This is a genomic window from Amorphus coralli DSM 19760, from assembly GCF_000374525.1.
Lineage (GTDB): Bacteria > Pseudomonadota > Alphaproteobacteria > Rhizobiales > Amorphaceae > Amorphus > Amorphus coralli.
In genome coordinates this window covers 129,277-145,671 of sequence record NZ_KB894570.1, presented here as the reverse complement: position 1 = coordinate 145,671, position 16,395 = coordinate 129,277, and the positions used below count along the sequence as shown (strand labels likewise).

The 16,395-nt window shown below is 66.4% G+C and carries 18 protein-coding genes; 6 read left to right on the top strand and 12 right to left on the bottom strand.

All coding sequences use genetic code 11. The features are described 5' to 3' along the window. Positions 1-15: 15 nt before the first annotated feature. The 8 genes from thiL to C507_RS0100660 form a co-directional block, all read right to left on the bottom strand. The gene (thiL, locus tag C507_RS0100695) at positions 16-1,014 is read right to left on the bottom strand and encodes a thiamine-phosphate kinase (RefSeq protein ID WP_018697720.1); all 999 of its coding nucleotides are present in this window, start codon (positions 1,012-1,014) and stop codon (positions 16-18) included. Then, a complete protein-coding gene (gene nusB / locus C507_RS19925; RefSeq protein ID WP_018697719.1) occupies positions 1,011-1,526 on the bottom strand; it encodes a transcription antitermination factor NusB in 516 nt (171 codons plus the stop codon). Before nusB ends, thiL begins: the two co-directional genes overlap by 4 nt. 5 nt (positions 1,527-1,531) lie before the next feature. Beyond that, complete coding sequence (gene ribH, locus C507_RS0100685) at positions 1,532-1,984, bottom strand: 6,7-dimethyl-8-ribityllumazine synthase (RefSeq protein WP_018697718.1); 453 nt, start codon at positions 1,982-1,984, stop codon at positions 1,532-1,534. 139 nt (positions 1,985-2,123) lie between these two features. Further along, positions 2,124-2,750 (bottom strand): riboflavin synthase, encoded by a 627-nt coding sequence (locus C507_RS0100680; RefSeq protein ID WP_018697717.1) that lies wholly within the window; start codon positions 2,748-2,750, stop codon positions 2,124-2,126. Positions 2,751-2,775: 25 nt separating this feature from the next. Then, positions 2,776-3,915, bottom strand: coding sequence for a bifunctional diaminohydroxyphosphoribosylaminopyrimidine deaminase/5-amino-6-(5-phosphoribosylamino)uracil reductase RibD (ribD, locus tag C507_RS0100675; protein WP_018697716.1), 1,140 nt, complete (start codon positions 3,913-3,915; stop codon positions 2,776-2,778). Positions 3,916-3,924: 9 nt separating this feature from the next. Continuing rightward, on the bottom strand, positions 3,925-4,398 hold the full coding sequence (nrdR, locus tag C507_RS0100670; protein WP_026318723.1) for a transcriptional regulator NrdR: 474 nt from the start codon (positions 4,396-4,398) through the stop codon (positions 3,925-3,927). A 6-nt stretch (positions 4,399-4,404) separates the two neighbouring features. After that, positions 4,405-5,724 (bottom strand): serine hydroxymethyltransferase, encoded by a 1,320-nt coding sequence (glyA, locus tag C507_RS0100665; protein ID WP_018697714.1) that lies wholly within the window; start codon positions 5,722-5,724, stop codon positions 4,405-4,407. 330 nt (positions 5,725-6,054) lie between these two features. Beyond that, on the bottom strand, positions 6,055-7,320 hold the full coding sequence (locus C507_RS0100660; RefSeq protein ID WP_018697713.1) for a L,D-transpeptidase family protein: 1,266 nt from the start codon (positions 7,318-7,320) through the stop codon (positions 6,055-6,057). Positions 7,321-7,531: 211 nt separating this feature from the next. Here C507_RS0100660 and C507_RS19920 point away from each other — a divergent pair, with 211 nt between their 5' ends. After that, positions 7,532-8,359 (top strand): DUF1295 domain-containing protein, encoded by an 828-nt coding sequence (locus C507_RS19920; RefSeq protein WP_018697712.1) that lies wholly within the window; start codon positions 7,532-7,534, stop codon positions 8,357-8,359. A gap of 102 nt (positions 8,360-8,461) precedes the next feature. Here C507_RS19920 and C507_RS0100650 read toward each other — a convergent pair whose 3' ends face one another. Continuing rightward, positions 8,462-8,971, bottom strand: a complete 510-nt coding sequence (locus C507_RS0100650; protein ID WP_018697711.1) for a MarR family winged helix-turn-helix transcriptional regulator — start codon at positions 8,969-8,971, stop codon at positions 8,462-8,464. A 205-nt stretch (positions 8,972-9,176) separates the two neighbouring features. Between C507_RS0100650 and C507_RS0100645 the strand changes: the two genes are divergently transcribed. Both C507_RS0100645 and C507_RS23535 read left to right on the top strand, forming a co-directional pair. Beyond that, positions 9,177-9,941, top strand: coding sequence for a LysM peptidoglycan-binding domain-containing protein (locus tag C507_RS0100645; protein WP_018697710.1), 765 nt, complete (start codon positions 9,177-9,179; stop codon positions 9,939-9,941). Continuing rightward, a complete protein-coding gene (locus C507_RS23535; protein WP_083923319.1) occupies positions 9,862-10,548 on the top strand; it encodes a CAP domain-containing protein in 687 nt (228 codons plus the stop codon). The genes C507_RS0100645 and C507_RS23535 overlap by 80 nt, the downstream gene beginning before the upstream one ends. 139 nt (positions 10,549-10,687) lie before the next feature. Here the strand turns inward: C507_RS23535 and mmsB are convergent, their stop codons facing one another. Genes mmsB through C507_RS0100625 form a run of 3 tightly spaced genes read right to left on the bottom strand, consistent with a single transcriptional unit; the run spans position 10,688 to position 13,144 of the window. Next, complete coding sequence (mmsB, locus tag C507_RS0100635) at positions 10,688-11,590, bottom strand: 3-hydroxyisobutyrate dehydrogenase (protein WP_018697708.1); 903 nt, start codon at positions 11,588-11,590, stop codon at positions 10,688-10,690. Between the two features lie 39 nt (positions 11,591-11,629). Continuing rightward, on the bottom strand, positions 11,630-12,043 hold the full coding sequence (locus C507_RS0100630) for a DUF6163 family protein (RefSeq protein WP_018697707.1): 414 nt from the start codon (positions 12,041-12,043) through the stop codon (positions 11,630-11,632). A gap of 60 nt (positions 12,044-12,103) precedes the next feature. Continuing rightward, positions 12,104-13,144 (bottom strand): enoyl-CoA hydratase/isomerase family protein, encoded by a 1,041-nt coding sequence (locus C507_RS0100625; RefSeq protein WP_018697706.1) that lies wholly within the window; start codon positions 13,142-13,144, stop codon positions 12,104-12,106. A gap of 204 nt (positions 13,145-13,348) precedes the next feature. Here C507_RS0100625 and hemB point away from each other — a divergent pair, with 204 nt between their 5' ends. From hemB to C507_RS0100610, 3 genes are all read left to right on the top strand, one after another. Beyond that, entirely contained in the window at positions 13,349-14,386 is a 1,038-nt protein-coding gene (hemB, locus tag C507_RS0100620; RefSeq protein ID WP_018697705.1) for a porphobilinogen synthase, read from the top strand. A 35-nt stretch (positions 14,387-14,421) separates the two neighbouring features. Further along, positions 14,422-15,678, top strand: coding sequence for a threonine ammonia-lyase (locus tag C507_RS0100615; protein WP_018697704.1), 1,257 nt, complete (start codon positions 14,422-14,424; stop codon positions 15,676-15,678). A 97-nt stretch (positions 15,679-15,775) separates the two neighbouring features. Continuing rightward, the gene (locus C507_RS0100610; protein ID WP_018697703.1) at positions 15,776-16,294 is read left to right on the top strand and encodes an RDD family protein; all 519 of its coding nucleotides are present in this window, start codon (positions 15,776-15,778) and stop codon (positions 16,292-16,294) included. Positions 16,295-16,395: the final 101 nt, after the last annotated feature.

Here is a 16,395-nt window from a genome sequence, read left to right as displayed (position 1 = left end):
GCGCGCGAGCAGCCGTCAGAAGTGGTGGAAGGCCCCCGCCCCCAGGTCCAGCGGCTCACCGTCGCGGCCGTCTATGCGCACGCCGGCCCCCTCCTCCACCACCCCGATCTCTTCCACCGCCAGTCCGGCGTCGCGAATCTCGGCGACGAAGCTCTCCGCATCCGCGGCCGGAACGGCAGCCACGATCTCGTAGTCGTCGCCCCCACGCAGAGCGCGTCCGAGCGCCTCCGGCTCCATGGCAACCGCGGTGGCCACGGCGGAAGACAGCGGGATGCGCTGTGCGTCGACCCGCATGGCCACGCCCGACGCCTTGGCCATGCGCTTCATGTCGCCGCACAGCCCATCGGACACGTCCAGGGCGGCGTGCGCATGGGTTCGCACTGCCCGGGCGGCAGCAGTTCGCGGCTGCGGCAGAAGATAGCGATCGGCGAGATGGGCCTGCGCCTCGGCCGACAGGCGCCAGCGGTCCGCGAGCTCGGGCTCCAGCCGCAGCGCCAGCCCGAGGGCGGCGTCTCCAATGGTGCCGGTGACGAAAAGCCGATCGCCCGGCCGCGCCCCAGAACGGCGCACGATTGCCCCTTCCGGGAGCCGGCCGAGAGCGGTGATGGAGACCGTCAGCCCGCCCGACGCCTTCAGCGTGTCGCCGCCAAGCAGCGTCACCCCGTAACGCGCCTGGTCGGCGGCAAGCCCCTCGACGAAGGCGGCAAGCCACTCCTCCGTCCAGTCCGCCGGCAGGGCCAGGGCCATGAGGTAGCCGAAGGCATCCGCACCCTTGGCGGCCAGGTCGGAGAGGTTCACACGCAGCGCCTTGGCGGCGATCGTTCCGGCCGGATCGTCGAGAAAGAAGTGCACGCCTGCTGCCAGAGCGTCCTTGGTGAGAACGATGTCGGTGCGGGTGTTGGGATGGACAATGGCCGCGTCGTCCTTGAGCCCCGCCGCCCCCTTGTCGGTGGCGAGAGGCGCAAGGTAGCGCTCGATCAGCTCGAACTCGCCGGGCCGATCATCGTCCGTCATGTGCGCGGCATGCCGGGTGCGCCCGGCAGCTCCTTCGCCCGCAGTTCGCGGCCGATCCTGTCGAGCACACCGTTGACGATGCGCGGTTCGTCGCCGTCGAAGAAGGCCTTGGCAACCTCCACATACTCGTTGATCGCCACGCGCGCGGGCACGTCGGCGCGCCGCAGCAGCTCGAAGACGCCGCAGCGCAGGATGGCGCGCAGCGTGGCGTCGACGCGCTTCAGCGGCCAGTCTTGCGCGAGTGCGGCGTTGACGCGCGGATCGATCTCGCGCTGGTCGGACACCACGCCGCCCACGATCGAGCGGAACCATGCGAAATCGAGATCACGCAGGCTTTCGCCCTCGATGTCCTGCTTGAGACGGAAAAGCTCGAACTCGGCGATCACGTCGTTGACGGGCGCGCTCGTGATCTCGAGCTGGTACAGGGCCTGCACGGCAGCAAGCCGCGCAACGCCGCGCTGGTTGGCAGGGCGTTCGCCCGGTGTGGGAATCGGCTCGCCGGCTTCCGTCATGGCAGTCACGCTCCGAAGCGGGCGGCGAGCTCGTACATGGACAGCGCCGCCTCGGCGGCAAAACCACCCTTGTTGCGTCGCTCCACGCTTGCCCGCTCCCAGGCCTGCTCGGCCGTCTCGACGGTCAGGATGCCGTTGCCGAAGGGCACGCCGGTCTCGATCACGAGTTCCATGATGGCCCGGTTCGATTCGTTGGCGACAACGTCGTAGTGACTGGTCTCGCCGCGGATCACGCAGCCGATGGCCACGATCAGGTCGAAGTCTGCCTTGCCTTCCTCCGCCGCCGTCAGTGCCATGGACATGGCCGACGGGATCTCGAGAACGCCAGGCACGGCAATGCGTTCATGCGTAACGCCGCGGGCATCGAACACCTGCCGCACCCCGTCATAGAGGGCATTGGCGAGATCGTCGTAGAACCGCGCCTCGATGACGAGGGCGTGGGGGGCGGTCTGGTTCATCGTTCAAAAGCCAAACTGGAATGCGCCCACCGGCGCGCGACGATCAAGCGTCGCGCCGCGGAGGCGGCGACAAGTCATCCGAATTCGAGAGCAGAGACGAACCATGCGGGGCCGTCTTTGTCCAGTCGCCGGGTGCGGATCAGCTCTGCGCCGACGGGGCGGCCGAGGCCTCCTGCAGGCGGGCGACGTAGCGCGCCATCATGTCGACCTCGAGATTGACCGCGTCCCCTTCCCTGGCGTCGTCCCAGGTGGTGACCAGCAGCGTGTGGGGAATCAGCATGACGGTGAAAACATCACCGGCGACGGTGTTCACCGTCAGCGAGGTTCCGTCGAGCGCCACGGACCCCTTCTCCGCGATGAAGCGCGACAGAGCCGGCGGCGCCGCGAAGGAAAATCGCGCCATATCGCCCTCTTCGGTGCGCTCAAGAAGGCTCGCCACGCCATCGATGTGACCGGTGACGATGTGACCGCCAAGTTCGTCGCCCAGCGTGAGCGAACGTTCCAGGTTGATCCGGGTGCCGGACTGCCAGCGGCCGAGGCTTGAGCGGTCGAGGGTTTCCGGCGAGATGTCCACGGCAAAGCGCGAACCGCCGGCGTCCGTCGGATGACGCTCGACCACCGTGAGGCAGACACCCGAGCACGCAATGGACGCCCCGATGGCGATTCCTTCGGCGGGATAGGCGCTCTCGATCACCGCGCGGACACCGGCCTCCGCAGGTTCCACGCTGACGACCCGACCCACATCGGTGACAATCCCGGTAAACATCGCTTCGTCCTTGGCTCTCTCGCGGTCAGTCCGCCCGCCACAAATGGGTCACGCGATCCTCACCGGCCAGTGTCTCGTCGAGGATCGCGAACGCCGGCTGGCCGAATACCGTTTCAGGATCGATACCATCGAGGGCCGGCACGGCGCCCGGCCCCACCACGGTCTTCGAGCGATAGACGATCGCCTCGTCGACGAGATCGGCCTCCACGAAGGACCGCGCAACCCGGGCGCCGCCCTCGACAAGGACCGTCGTCAGGCCGCGGTCGGCAAGGCCGCGCAGCACGTCGTGAAGATCGAGATAGCCGCTCGGACGGATCAGGCGGGAAACGATCGTGGCACCGGCTTCGGCCAGCGCATTGACCCGTTCGCGTGGCGCATCGGGACCGACCACTACCCAGAGCGGCGCCTCGTAGGCGGTGCGCACCAGACGGCTGTCCAGCGGAAGGCGAGCCGTCGGGTCGAGCACTACGCGGACTGGCGAGCGGCCCTCAAGCCCCGGAATGCGACAGGTCAGCAGCGGATCGTCGGCGAGCGCCGTCCCAACACCGATGAGCACGGCATCGGTCTCGGTGCGCAGGACATAGGTGCGTGCCTTCGCCATGGGACCGGAAATCGGCAGGTTGCCGGTGCCTTCGCGACCGATGGCGCCATCCGCGGAGATCGCCAGCTTGAGGCGCACGTGCGGCCGCCCGTCCACCATGCGGCGCACGTGGCCGGCGTGGTCGCGGCGGGCCCGCTCGGTGAGAACGCCGGACGTCACCTGGATGCCGGCTGCCTCCAGGCGCGCCAGTCCACGTCCGAACACGAGTGGATTGGGATCATCGAAGGCGCTTACAACGCGGCCAACGCCGGCATTGATGAGGGCATTGGAACAGGGGCCGGTCCGGCCGAAATGGGCGCACGGCTCGAGGCTGACGTAGCAGGTCGCGCCGCGCGCCGCTTGGCCGGCCTGCGCCAGCGCGCGCACTTCCGCGTGCGGCCGGCCGCCCTCGGCGGTCCAGCCGCGCGCCACAACGATGGGGGTCCGCCCGTCGTATCGCACGATGACGGTGCCGACAGCAGGGTTCGGCCAGGTATGGCCCGCATTGCGCCGGCCGAGCGCCAGAGCGGCGGCCATGAAACGCCGATCCAGCTCGGCCTGCTCATCGGCACTCAGCGCGGTCACGGGATGTCTCTAGTCCTGAGGGAGGTCGGCGTCCGGCTGCGCCAACTCGCCGATAAAGGCCTCGAAATCCTTGGCCTCGCGGAAATCCTTGTAGACGGAGGCGAAGCGGACATAGGCCACGTCGTCCACCATCTTGAGCGCGGTCATGACCAGGTTGCCGATCTCTTCCGCGGTAACCTCGCTCTCGCCGGAACTTTCCAGCTGGCGAACGATACCGGACACCATCTGCTCGACCTGCTCCGGCGGTGTCGGCCGCTTGCGCATGGCGACCTGCACCGAGCGCATCAGCTTGTCGCGATCGAACGGCATGCGCTTGCCCGACCGCTTGACCACAGTCAGCTCGCGCAGTTGCACCCGCTCGAAGGTGGTGAAGCGGCCGCCGCAGGTCAGACAGACGCGGCGGCGGCGAATGGCAGTGTCGTCCTCCGTCGAACGGGAGTCCTTCACCTGCGTTTCATCGCCGCCGCAATACGGGCACCGCATCGGGGCTCAGAGACCCTGGTAGATGGGGAAGCGGTCGGTCAGCGCCCGCACCCGATCGTTGACGCCGGCCTCGACGCCAGCGTTCTCCTCGCCACCCGTCTTCACCAGCCCGTCGACCACCTCGGTGATCATCAGGCCGACCTCGCGGAACTCCGCTACGCCGAAGCCGCGCGACGTCGCGGCCGGGGTGCCGAGCCGGACGCCGGACGTGATGGTCGGCTTCTCCGGATCGCCGGGGACACCGTTCTTGTTGCAGGTGATGCCGGCCCGCTCCAGCGCCGCCTCGGCGGCCTTGCCGGTGATGCCCTTCGGGCGCAGATCAACCAGCATCAGGTGCGTGTCGGTGCCACCGGAGACGATGTCGAAGCCGTTTTCGCGCAACGTCTCCGCAAGCGCCTTGGCGTTGTCGACCACCTGGCGGGCATAGAGCTTGAACGACGGCTTCAGCGCCTCGCCGAACGCCACCGCCTTGCCGGCGATCACGTGCATCAGCGGACCACCCTGCAGGCCCGGGAACACCGCCGAATTGACCTTCTTGGCGATGTCTGCGTCGTTGGTCAGCACGATGCCGCCGCGCGGGCCGCGCAGCGTCTTGTGGGTCGTGGAGGTGACCACGTGGGCGTGCGGAAGCGGGCTCGGAATGATGCCGCCGGCAACGAGTCCGGCGAAATGCGCCATATCCACCATGAACCAGGCGCCAACCTCGTCGGCAACTGCGCGGAAGCGCGCGAAATCGATGGTCCGCGAATAGGCGGAACCGCCGGCGATGATCACCTTCGGCTTGTGCTCGCGCGCCAGCGCCTCGACCTGATCGTAGTCGATGGTCCCGGAGTTGTGGCCGACGCCATACTGGATGGCGTTGAACCACTTGCCGGACATGTTCGGCTTGGCGCCGTGGGTCAGGTGGCCGCCGGCATCGAGGCTCATGCCGAGCACCGTGTCACCGGGCGTGGCGAGCGCCATCATCACGGCCTGGTTCGCCTGGCTGCCGGAATTCGGCTGCACGTTTGCGAACTGGCAGTCGAACAGGCGCGTCAGTCGCTCGATTGCCAGGTTCTCAGCGATATCGACGAACTGGCAGCCGCCGTAGTAGCGCCGGCCCGGATAGCCTTCGGCGTACTTGTTGGTCAGCACCGAGCCCTGCGCCTCGAGAACCGCGCGGGAGACGATGTTCTCCGACGCGATCAGCTCGATCTCATGCCGCTGGCGACCGAGTTCTTTCTCGATCGAGCCGAAGATCTCGGGATCGGCATCCGCGAGACCGGTGGTGAAGAACCCCTCTTCGCGGGGTTCGAAAGCGGCGGAAGAAGAGCTGCTAGTCGTCATGATCTCATCTTTCTGGTCGAGGACCTGGGCGACATCCAGAAATGCAGACGGCTGGCCCGCCGAACGGGCCCGGGCATGCGCCCCTGACTGACGAGTTGGGTGGCCACAGTTCCCGAGCGCTCCGGGAGGGTCTCGCCCGGACAGGAGAAGGCGGCGGGCCTGGATGCGACGCCCTCTTGCTCGCGGCGGACGATAGTGTCGGCGCCCGCGCAATGCAACAGCGGCCGGGGCGCGGCACGGCGCCGCCCACCGCGTCGCGATCGAACGCAAAAACGGCGCCCCGGAAGGACGCCGTTTTCTCGAATCGAACCCGGAACTCGGGGAGCCGCCCTAGCGAAGGGCCAGGCCCTCTGCCCCGTCGCGGTTGTAGATGTCGGGGCGGAAGTGCACCACGCCGTCGGCGGTGGCCCAGGCCGTGATGTAAGCGAAGTAGACGGGCGTCTGGACCTTGAGCTTCACGTCGAGACGCTCGCCCGAGCGGATGGTCTGGTCGACCTGCGCCCGGTCCCAGCCATTGCCCTCGAGCAGCCAGGTGATCAGCTCACGAACATTCTGGACGCGCACACAGCCGGAGGAGTGGAAGCGGAAGTCCTGACCGAACAGGTTCTTCGCCGGCGTGTCGTGCATGTACACCTGATGCTGATTGTGGAAATTGATCTTCACCGTGCCGAGCGAGTTCCCCTCACCCGGCTCCTGCCGGAACATGTACTGGGCCGCCTCGTCGGTGTTCCAGTCGATCTCGCTCGGCAACAGCTCCTGCTCGGTGTTGCCCCAGCGGTAGATCTTGATCTTATTGCGGGCGAGGTACTCCGGATCTTCCTTCATCTTCGGGATCAGATCCTTCTTGATGATGGAGACCGGCACCGTCCAGTACGGGCCGAAATTCAGCTCGTGAATCTTGCTCGACAGCTCAGGCGACGGGCGGTCGATCTTGCCGACGACGCCGGTGTGGCGCGAGCGGACGCGACCATTCTCGACCGCCTCGATCTCCGCGGCCGGGATGTTGACCATCACGTAGCGGTCGCCCGCGAAGCCGGACATGGACCGCACACGGACCAGGTTGGTTTCAAGCTGACGCAGACGGGTCTGGGCAGGAACGTTGAGGGCCTGCAGCGTTGCCTGGTCAACCACGCCGTCGGCATTGAGGCCGTGACGCAGCTGGAAGCGGCGCACCGCGGCATCGACATAGGAATCGAAGGTCTGCGCCGACCCGGCCGTCTGGCTCAGGTCACCGGAGATCATCAGGCGCTGGCGCAGCACCTGGACCTTGTCGTTCCTCACGCCAAGGCGCAGGGTCGGCTCGCCGGGCGGCACCATCGGCCAGCCACCCTGGGCCACGATCTGGTTATAGCGCTGGATGGCAAGCTCAAGGTAGGTCGCAGTCTCCGGCGAGAGCGTGGGCTCCGAAGACTTCACCGCATTGACCGCGGGCAGCGTGGCATCGAAGCGATCCGCCCACTCCGCGCGCGCCTTGTAGTCCTGAAGCGCCTGCAGCGCGGACCCCTGCGCAAGGACAGGCTGGGGCGCAAGCCCCGCAATCATCACCGACCCGGCCACCGCCGCGCCCGCGACGATTCGCATGACAGCCTTGCGCATCACTGATCCAGGGGTCCGAACAGGACGTACGATCATCATCGGTTCTCCAGCGAAACTCGGTCGCGCCCACCTAATCCTGACGGCAGGGTTAACACGCGGACAGTTAACAAACAAAGAGTGCGCACGAGGGCGAACGTCGCGTGCCGGCATCAAAACCCGGTGAAGGTGTCCAGACGCATCCGGCCCCATCCGGCCGGAATTCGGAGGTACGATGAACGCCCCCCCGCTGCTGATCCTGATATCGACCTTCGCGCTTGCATGCGTCTTGTTCACCATCGTGTGGCGAATTCATGTCGCGATCCGCGATGCGAGCATCATCGATTATGTCTGGGCACCCGGTTTCGTGGCGCTTGCGATCGCAACGCTTGCGCTTTCCGGGCCCCCGAACGGTCTCCAGATCGCCTTTCTCGCAGCGCTCGTTGCCTGGGCAGCCCGGCTTACCATCCATCTCGTGCGGCGCCACCGCCGGGCAGGCGTCGAAGACGGCCGCTACGAGCGGTTTCGCCAGGCCGGCGGCGCGGCCTACTGGTGGAAGAGCCTGTTCACGGTGTTTCTTCTGCAGGCGTTCCTGCAGTGGCTGATCGCCTTTCCGGTCCTGACTTCGCTCTCCGCCTCTCATGAACCGGTATCCACCGCACTCGCCCTTGTCGGCCTTGCGGTTTTTGCGGCGGGCTTTGGCCTCGAGTGGGTCGCCGACAATCAGCTCAAGCGCCACAAGGCGGACCCGGCCAATCACGCGCGCACGCTCGACAGCGGCCTGTGGGCATGGAGCCGGCATCCCAACTACTTCGGCGAGATCGTGCTGTGGTGGGGCCTGGCACTGACCGCCTACGCGCTGTCTGGCAGTCTCTGGGCTTTCCTCGGTCCCATCGTGCTGACCGTCGTCGTCAGGACGGTGTCGCTGCGGCTGACGGAAGACCATGCCGCAGCATCGCGGCCCGACTTTGCAGCCTACAGGGCCCGCACCAGCGCCCTCCTTCCCCGTCCACCGAAACCGGCCGCCACAGCGGCAGAACCGGTGGCACCGGGGGCAGGCTGACAGCGCGACCAAGCCGACGCATCCTTATCGCCCAAGGATAAGGAAATCAGGATAACATATTGGGAGTATAGGCCCTTTTGACCCTTAGATCGGCAACTCAGATCAAAGCCGATACAGGATCTGATCCTGCCAGAACCGGTCGAGCCGCTGGAGAGTGGTGGTCATGGCCTGAAGGTCCGACGGATCGATGGCGCTGATGGCCGTCATGGTCTGAATGTGGCGATCGAACAGCGCCTCGACGATCGCTGCGATCTCCTGGCCTTCTTCCGTCAGGGTCAGCCGCACGGTGCGCTTGTCGCTGTCGGACCGCTCCTGGCGCACCAGCTTCTGCTCGACCAGTTTCTTGACGTTGTAGGAGACGTTGGACCCGAGATAGTAGCCGCGGGTCTTGAGCTCGCTGGCCGTCACCGCGCTGTCGCCGATATAGTAGATCAGGACAGCCTGGACGTTGGACACGTCGGTGCGGCCGAGCCTGTCGAACTCGTCCTTCACCACATCGAGAAAGCGGCGATGAACGCGCTCTACCAGCTTCACCGCGTCGAGATAGACCGGCTTCAGATCCTCGGCGCTGAGGGCCGCCGGGCGCGCCGGCGCTCCGATATGCATCGTCATGGTTGAGCCTCCTGTGGTGCCGCACCGTCTTGAATTGGGCGCGTGCAACAGGGGCCACCCTCGCGGCCGGCGCTAAAGGGGTCCTTAAGGGACAAGATGAATCGGGAGTGAATCGCCCCACTGTGGCATGGATGCCACGCTCTTTTGTCGGAACGCCGCCGCGCCTGCACCGTTCGTCCCTACGGATACACGAGGAGAAACCCCCATGAACCGCCTGACCCTGAGCCCGACCCTGGCCGTCGCCCTGATCCTGGCGACCGCACCGATCTCCTTCGCCGCTCCCGATTGTGGCTCGGCCACCGTCGTTCAGGAAGGCGAGACGCTGTCGGACGTCGCGGACCGCTGCTCGGTCACCGTAGATGAGATCAGCGACGCCAACCCGGACCTCGCGGGAGGCTCCACTGTTGCCGCCGGCACCGCCGTCGCCCTGCCGAGTGCACTCGGCGGCTGGGCCGACCGCGCCCGCGGCGCCCTGCAGAGCACCGGCAGCGACCTTCGCAGCGCCGCCCAGCAGGCCGGCGACAAGGTTCGCGACCTGAGCGATCGGGCAAGCCAGGAGATCCAGGATGCCGCCGACCGTGCCGGGCAATCCGTCTCCGAATATCTCGATGATCATCCGGAACTGCGCGACAACCTCAACGAGGTCGGGTCTCGCGTAGGCATTCCGGGCGCCGAGGCTCCGCTGGCCGTCGGCGCGGACATCACCGTCGAGCCGGCGACGGTCGCCCCGGGCGACGACGTTCTGATCAGCGCCAGCGGTCTTCCCGGCGGCGCGAACGTTGAGGTTGCTTCCGGCGAGCCGGACGGCACGATGACGCCCCTCGAAACCGCGACCACCACGGCAAGCGGCACACTCGACACCCGCATCCGCATCCCGGAGACCGCCGAAGATGGCTCGCAGATCGTCTATGTCATCGAGACGAACCGATTGCGCCTCACCTCCGACCCGGTCACCGTGGACGCTCAATAGACATCGGTCGCACAACGGATCGGGCAATTTGAAAACAGTGCGTGAAATCGACCGTCCGCGCGGCAAACGCGCCGCGCGGGTGGCGACGTTGGTCGTCTTGGCAGGTCTGGCCGCGGGATGCGGCACGCCATCGGGAGGTGGTTCGAACCTGCCGGCCCTCCGTGCCCAGAGCCTTGCTCTCGTAAACGAGGCGAGGAGCCGGGAAGGTCTGCCGCCATTGGCTCTGGACAAGACGCTGAACGCCGCCGCCCAGGCCCACGCGAACGACATGCGGCGCCATGACTACTATTCCCATACGTCGCGCTTCGGCGCCGGTCCGCCCGAGCGCGTCCAGCGTGCCGGCGGCTCATCCTTCGGCCATTTCGCGGAGAATATCGCGCGCTGCTATCGCTGCGCCGTGCCCGCCGACGCAGCCGCCGTGCGCCAGTTGCACGGCCAATGGATGGGAAGCCCGCACCACCGCGCCCATATTCTCAAGCCGGAGGTGACCGCCTACGGGTTCGGCCTCGCCGAGACCGACGACGGAAAACACTACGCGGTGGAGGAGTTCTACGGACCGGTCACAGATGAGGACATGCGCCGAGCCGGCGGCATTCCCCTTCTCTGACCGACTGCTGCGACATGAAAGAACGCCTTTCCAGTCAGCGCCTTACCTGCACGGCTTCAAGCCAGAAACCGGCGACGATCGGGTGGGCGATCGCATATGTACTGACGGAACGCCCGGCTTCAACGCCGGCCAATAAGCTCTAGCTGGGTTCGTCGTCTCTGCCGCGCAGATACTCAATGATGGCTGAGAAGTCGCGCCCCGCCTGCCCGTCGCTGGCGAACAGCGTGTAGAGCTGCTGAGCGCCCGCCCCGAGCGGCGTGGCCGTTCCGGTCGTGCGCGCCGCTTCCTGGGCGAGGTTCAGGTCCTTGAGCATCATCGCACCGGTGAATCCCGCCTGGTAATCGCGGTTCGCCGGCGAGGTCGGCACTGGCCCCGGGACCGGGCAATAGGTGGTCAGAGACCAGCACTGGCCGGAGGCCGTCGACGCGATGTCGAACAGCGCCTGCCTGTCCAGCCCGAGACTGTCGGCCAGATTGAAGGCCTCCGACACGCCGATCATCGAGATGCCGAGAATCATGTTGTTGCAGATCTTAGCGGCCTGACCGTTGCCGGCACCGCCGGCGTGAACCACCGTCTTGCCCATGACCTCCAGCAGCGGCTTCGCCGCCTCGAACGCCTCGGCCGTTCCACCGACCATGAAGGTCAGCGTACCGGCCTCGGCCCCACCCACGCCGCCGGAGACGGGAGCGTCGACCATGGCGATGCCGGCCTGATCCGCCCGCTCGGCCACCTGTCTCGACGTGGCCACGTCGATGGTCGAACAGTCGATCAGGATCGAGCCGGGGCGCACCAGTGCCACGACGCCATCATCGCCGAGATAGGTGGACCGGACGTGCTGCCCCGCGGGCAACATGGTGATGACCGCGTCGGCCTCGGATGCCAGATCGACGAGCGATGCCGCCTTGCGGCCGCCGGCGTCTGTAAAACGCGCGAGCGCAGCCTCGTCGAGATCGAGCCCGATCACATCGTGGCCCGCCTTGATCAGGTTGGCGGCCATCGGCCCGCCCATATTGCCAAGTCCGATGAAGCCGATCCGTGCCATGGGCATCCCCTCCTCGACCGTCTGATACCGGAAAAACGACTAGCTCGGGTCCTCGCGCTCGACCATCACGACAAGCCCGATGAAGACGAACATCGACAGGACGTTTGCGCCAATCACCAGATAGCCGGACCCGAACACATCCGCGAAGACCGTGTGGCAGAGGATCTGGCTTGCCGCCGCAAGGATCCAAAGAACCGTCCCCCAGGAGACGGTCAGCCAAAGGCCGACGCCGGCCACAAGACTGAGCACGGCGAAATAAACCACCGCGACCTGCATCTCCACGCCGAGGTCCCAGAACCAGACCCCGCGCACCTCCAGCATCCCGATGATCCGCGCCCATTCGGCGATGCCGCTGAAGATCCAGATCAACCCGACCGCGCGCATGTAGACCGTCATCGCGGTGCGCCAGCTGAACCGGGTGGTCTCGACCTTGAGCCCTTCGATGTCGATCATGCGCTGCTTCGTGTGCGGGTGATGGCGTGAGGCGCAGTCCGGATGGAACCGGAGCGCCGCTCAGTCGAAGACGAGTTCGCGCTCGCCGAGCGGCTTGAAATGCTCTGCAATGACGGCAGGATCAAGATCCGTGACGTGTCTCGGTGTCCACTGAGGGGCGTTGTCCTTGTCGACTATGACGGCCCGCACGCCCTCGTAAAAATCCTCGTGCTGCAGGATCCGGGAGACGATGCGATACTCCATCGCCATGCACTCCTCGAAGGACAGGTCGCGAGCGCGCGCGATTTCCTCGAAGGTGATGGCAAGCGAGCTCGGCGCGCGCTTGAGCAGCGTTTCGTGCGTCTCGCGCGCCCACTTGCGATCCGCCCCGGCCCCCTCGAGGGCTGCCAAGATCTCCGCCACGCTCGATCCGGAGAAGTAGTGGTCGATGTCGCTGGCGAGTTCCTGCAGCGGCGAAAATTCGGGCACGATGGACGCCTGGGCAAGCGTCTTCTCCAGGTCGGCGCCGTCCAGCAACCGCTTCAGCACGGCATCCATGGAAGCCGATTCGACACTGTGGGTCGCGAGCCCGGCCCAGGCGCAGTCGGCCTGGCCCAGCCGCGCAGCCGTGAGGCCGGCGTACAGTCCGGATTTGCCCGGCATTCGGGACAGAACATAGGATCCGCCGACGTCCGGGAAGAACCCTATGCCGGTCTCCGGCATGGCGAAAACGGTCTTCTCGCTGGCGACACGGTGCGACCCGTGCACCGAGATGCCTACGCCCCCACCCATGCAGATGCCGTCGAGGAAGGCCACGTAAGGCTTGGGGTAGCGCTTGATCAGCGCGTTGAGCCGGTATTCGTCGCGGAAGAACGAGACGGCTTCGTCATAGCGCTCCTGGCCGATCGCCCAGATGGCACGAATGTCGCCGCCGGCGGAGAAGGCCTTTCCGCCAGCCGCCGTCACGATCACCTGTCGGACGTGCGGATCGTTCGCCCAGTCGACGAGGGTGGCGTAAAGTGCACGGACCATGTCGTGCGTGAGGGCGTTGAGCGCGCTCGGCCGGTTCAGGATCACGAGACCCGTCGAATCGTATCGTTCGAAGATGACCTCGTCGCTCATCCTGCTCCGCTCGTCGTTGTCCGCGTGATGCGTGTCCGGCACTCTCCCTAGCGTGAATCCCCTGCCCGTGGCAAAGCGCAAGCGCGCGAGCCGCCGCGGCACTTGGCCAAGCGGCGGCAACGGGCCTAATAAGGATCGAGCGGTACCGGGGCGCGCAATCGGACGCGCCCTGCACCGCCGACACGACAGAGGCCGGAGACATCCATGAAGCTCGACCGCCCAACTGCCGGGCCGCAGCCGCAGATGCGCGACATCCTGCAGGGCCACCGCCCGCGCCGGCTGCGCCAGAACGACTGGACGCGGCGGCTGGTGCGGGAAACGACCCTGACCGTCGATGATCTGATCTGGCCGATCTTCGTCATCGATGGCGAGGGAGTGCGCGAGCCGGTACCAACGATGCCCGGCGTGAACCGGCTTTCCATGGACCAGGTGGTTCGCGACGTTGAGAAAGCGGCCTCCCTCGGCATCCCCGCAATCGCGCTGTTTCCCTACACCGACAACGATCTGCGTGACCCCACGGGCAGCGAAGCCCTGAACGATCAGAACCTCGTCTGTCGCACCGTACGCGCCATCAAGGCCGCCGTCCCCGGCATCGGTGTGGTGACCGACGTTGCGCTGGATCCCTACACAAGCCATGGCCACGATGGGCTGATGTCCGGCGACGAGATCCTCAACGACGCCTCCGTGACCCAGCTCTGCGGTCAGGCGCTCGTGCAGGCGGAGGCCGGCGCCGACGTGATCGCCCCCTCCGACATGATGGACGGGCGTATCGGCGCCATCCGCGCCGTCCTCGACGACGCCGGCTTTGAGCACGTGCAGATCATGTCCTACGCTGCGAAGTATGCCTCGGCGTTCTACGGGCCGTTTCGCGACGCCATCGGCTCCAACGCGGCGCTGAAGGGCGACAAGCGCACCTATCAGATGGATCCGGGCAACGCCGCGGAAGCGCTGCGCGAGGTGGAACTCGACCTCGCCGAAGCGGCCGACATGGTGATGGTGAAGCCGGGCATGCCCTATCTCGACATCATCTGCCGGGTGAAAGAGGCCTTCCGCGTGCCGACCTTCGCCTACCAGGTCTCGGGCGAGTATGCGATGCTCGAGGGCGCGGCCCGCAACGGCTGGCTCGACGGCGACCGGGTGATGATGGAAAGCCTGCAGTCCTTCAAGCGCGCCGGCGCCGATGGGGTGCTGACCTACTTTGCGGTCAGGGCCGCGGAGCGGCTCCGGGCCGACCGTTCCTGAGCCCCGACGGACAGAGAGCGGAAGGGAACAAGAAGATGACAACCGCCCACGCCGACGCCCCTTCCGCTGCCCGACCCGACCTGGAGGCGATCCGCGACGCCGCCCGCCTCATCAACGACCACATCGTCCGCACGCCCTTCCTCCCCGCGCCGAAGCTCTCACAAATCACCGGCGCGGAAGTGGTCGTGAAGTACGAGAACATGCAGGTCACGAACTCCTTCAAGGATCGCGGCGCGCTGGTGCGCATGCTGCAGCTCAGCGAGGAGGAGAGGCGTCAGGGCGTCATCGCCATGTCGGCCGGCAACCACGCGCAGGCGGTGGCCCACCACGCCAGCTGGCTGGGCATCCCGGCGACCATCGTGATGCCGGAGACCACCCCGTTCGTGAAGGTTCAGTCGACCCAGGCGCGTGGGGCGCGTGTCGTTCTCAAGGGCGAGACGCTGGCGGAAACCCAGATCGAATGCGAGCGGCTGCAGGCCGAGCACGACCTGACACTGATCCACCCCTACAACGATCCGGACGTGATCCGCGGCCAGGGAACCATCGCCCTGGAAATGCTGGAGGATCGGCCGGACCTTGATACCCTCGTCGTGCCGATCGGAGGCGGCGGGCTGATTTCCGGCATCGCCATCGCCGCCAAGGCGCTGAAGCCCGACATCGCCATCATCGGAACGGAGACGGCTCTCTACCCGTCGATGTGGGGCGCGCTCAGGGGCGACGCGGTTGCGTGTGGCGGCAACACCCTTGCCGAGGGCATCGCCGTCAAGAATGTCGGCGACCTGACGCTCTCCATCGTCCGGGACATGGTCGACGACATCATCCTCGTCGACGAACCTTCCATCGAACGCGCGGTGAACGCCTACCTCACGCATCAGAAAACGATGGCCGAGGGCGCCGGCGCCGCTGGCCTCGCTGCGGTTATGCGGGCGCCGGAACGCTTCGCCGGGCGCAGGATCGGCCTGGTGCTGTGCGGCGGAAACATCGATGCGCGCATCCTCGCGTCCATCATGGTGCGCGAGCTTGCGCGTGCCGAGCGGATCGTCGCGATCCGTGTGGTCATCCACGATCGGCCGGGCGTGCTTGGCGAGATCGCCAGCGTCATCGGCCAACTCGGCGGCAACATTCTCGAGGTTTCCCACCACAGGCTCTTCCTGAACATTCCCGCCAAGGGAACGTCGGTGGATTTCACGGTCGAGACCCGCGACGCCGCCCACGCCGCGGAGATCGTCACCGGCATCGAAGCCCTCGGCCTGACGGTGGACCGGCTCGACGCGGCGGAATCGCACTTCTGAGACCTGGCCCGGCGGCAGGGCCGAAATCCGCGCCCTGCTTTGACATCGGCACCGGCCGATACCATCTCCTGTTGGCCTTTCTAGAGGGAGACCGATCATGAGCGCTGCGGCCGAATACAGGCAGGACCATCCCCTGTTCGACCCATTTGCCCACCCGGAGCTTTATTCTGGAGTGCGCTTCCGGCGCTCGATGGCGTTCGTGATCGACTGCATCCTCATCACGGTGCTGATGTTTGCGGCGTCGATCGCGGTGCTGCTTCTCGGCATCATCACTTTCGGGCTGGCATGGGTGCTGTTCGCCATTCTCTGGCCGGCGGTGGCGCTCCTCTATATCGCGTTCACGCTCGGTGGCCGCGCCTCCGCGACACCCGGCATGCGCGCGATGGGCATCGAGCTTCGCCTGTTCCACGGCGGCAAGGTCTATCCGCTGCTGGCTGCCATCCACGCCGTCCTGTTCTACGCATCGGTGAGCATCCTGACGCCGCTGGTGCTTCTGGTGGCCTTCTTCTCCGACCGTAAGCGCCTGCTGCATGACATGGTCATCGGCACCGTGATGGTGGATTCCGGCGCCCTTGCGCGGCTGGAAACGGGTATTGCCGAGCCTGTCGACGCCTGAGCACCGCATCGCTCGACGCGATTGATCGCGGCCGCGGAACAGGTTTCCGCAAAGGGCGCGTCTGGCGAGCAGGCCGTTTCTTCTATCCAGACGTGCCATAC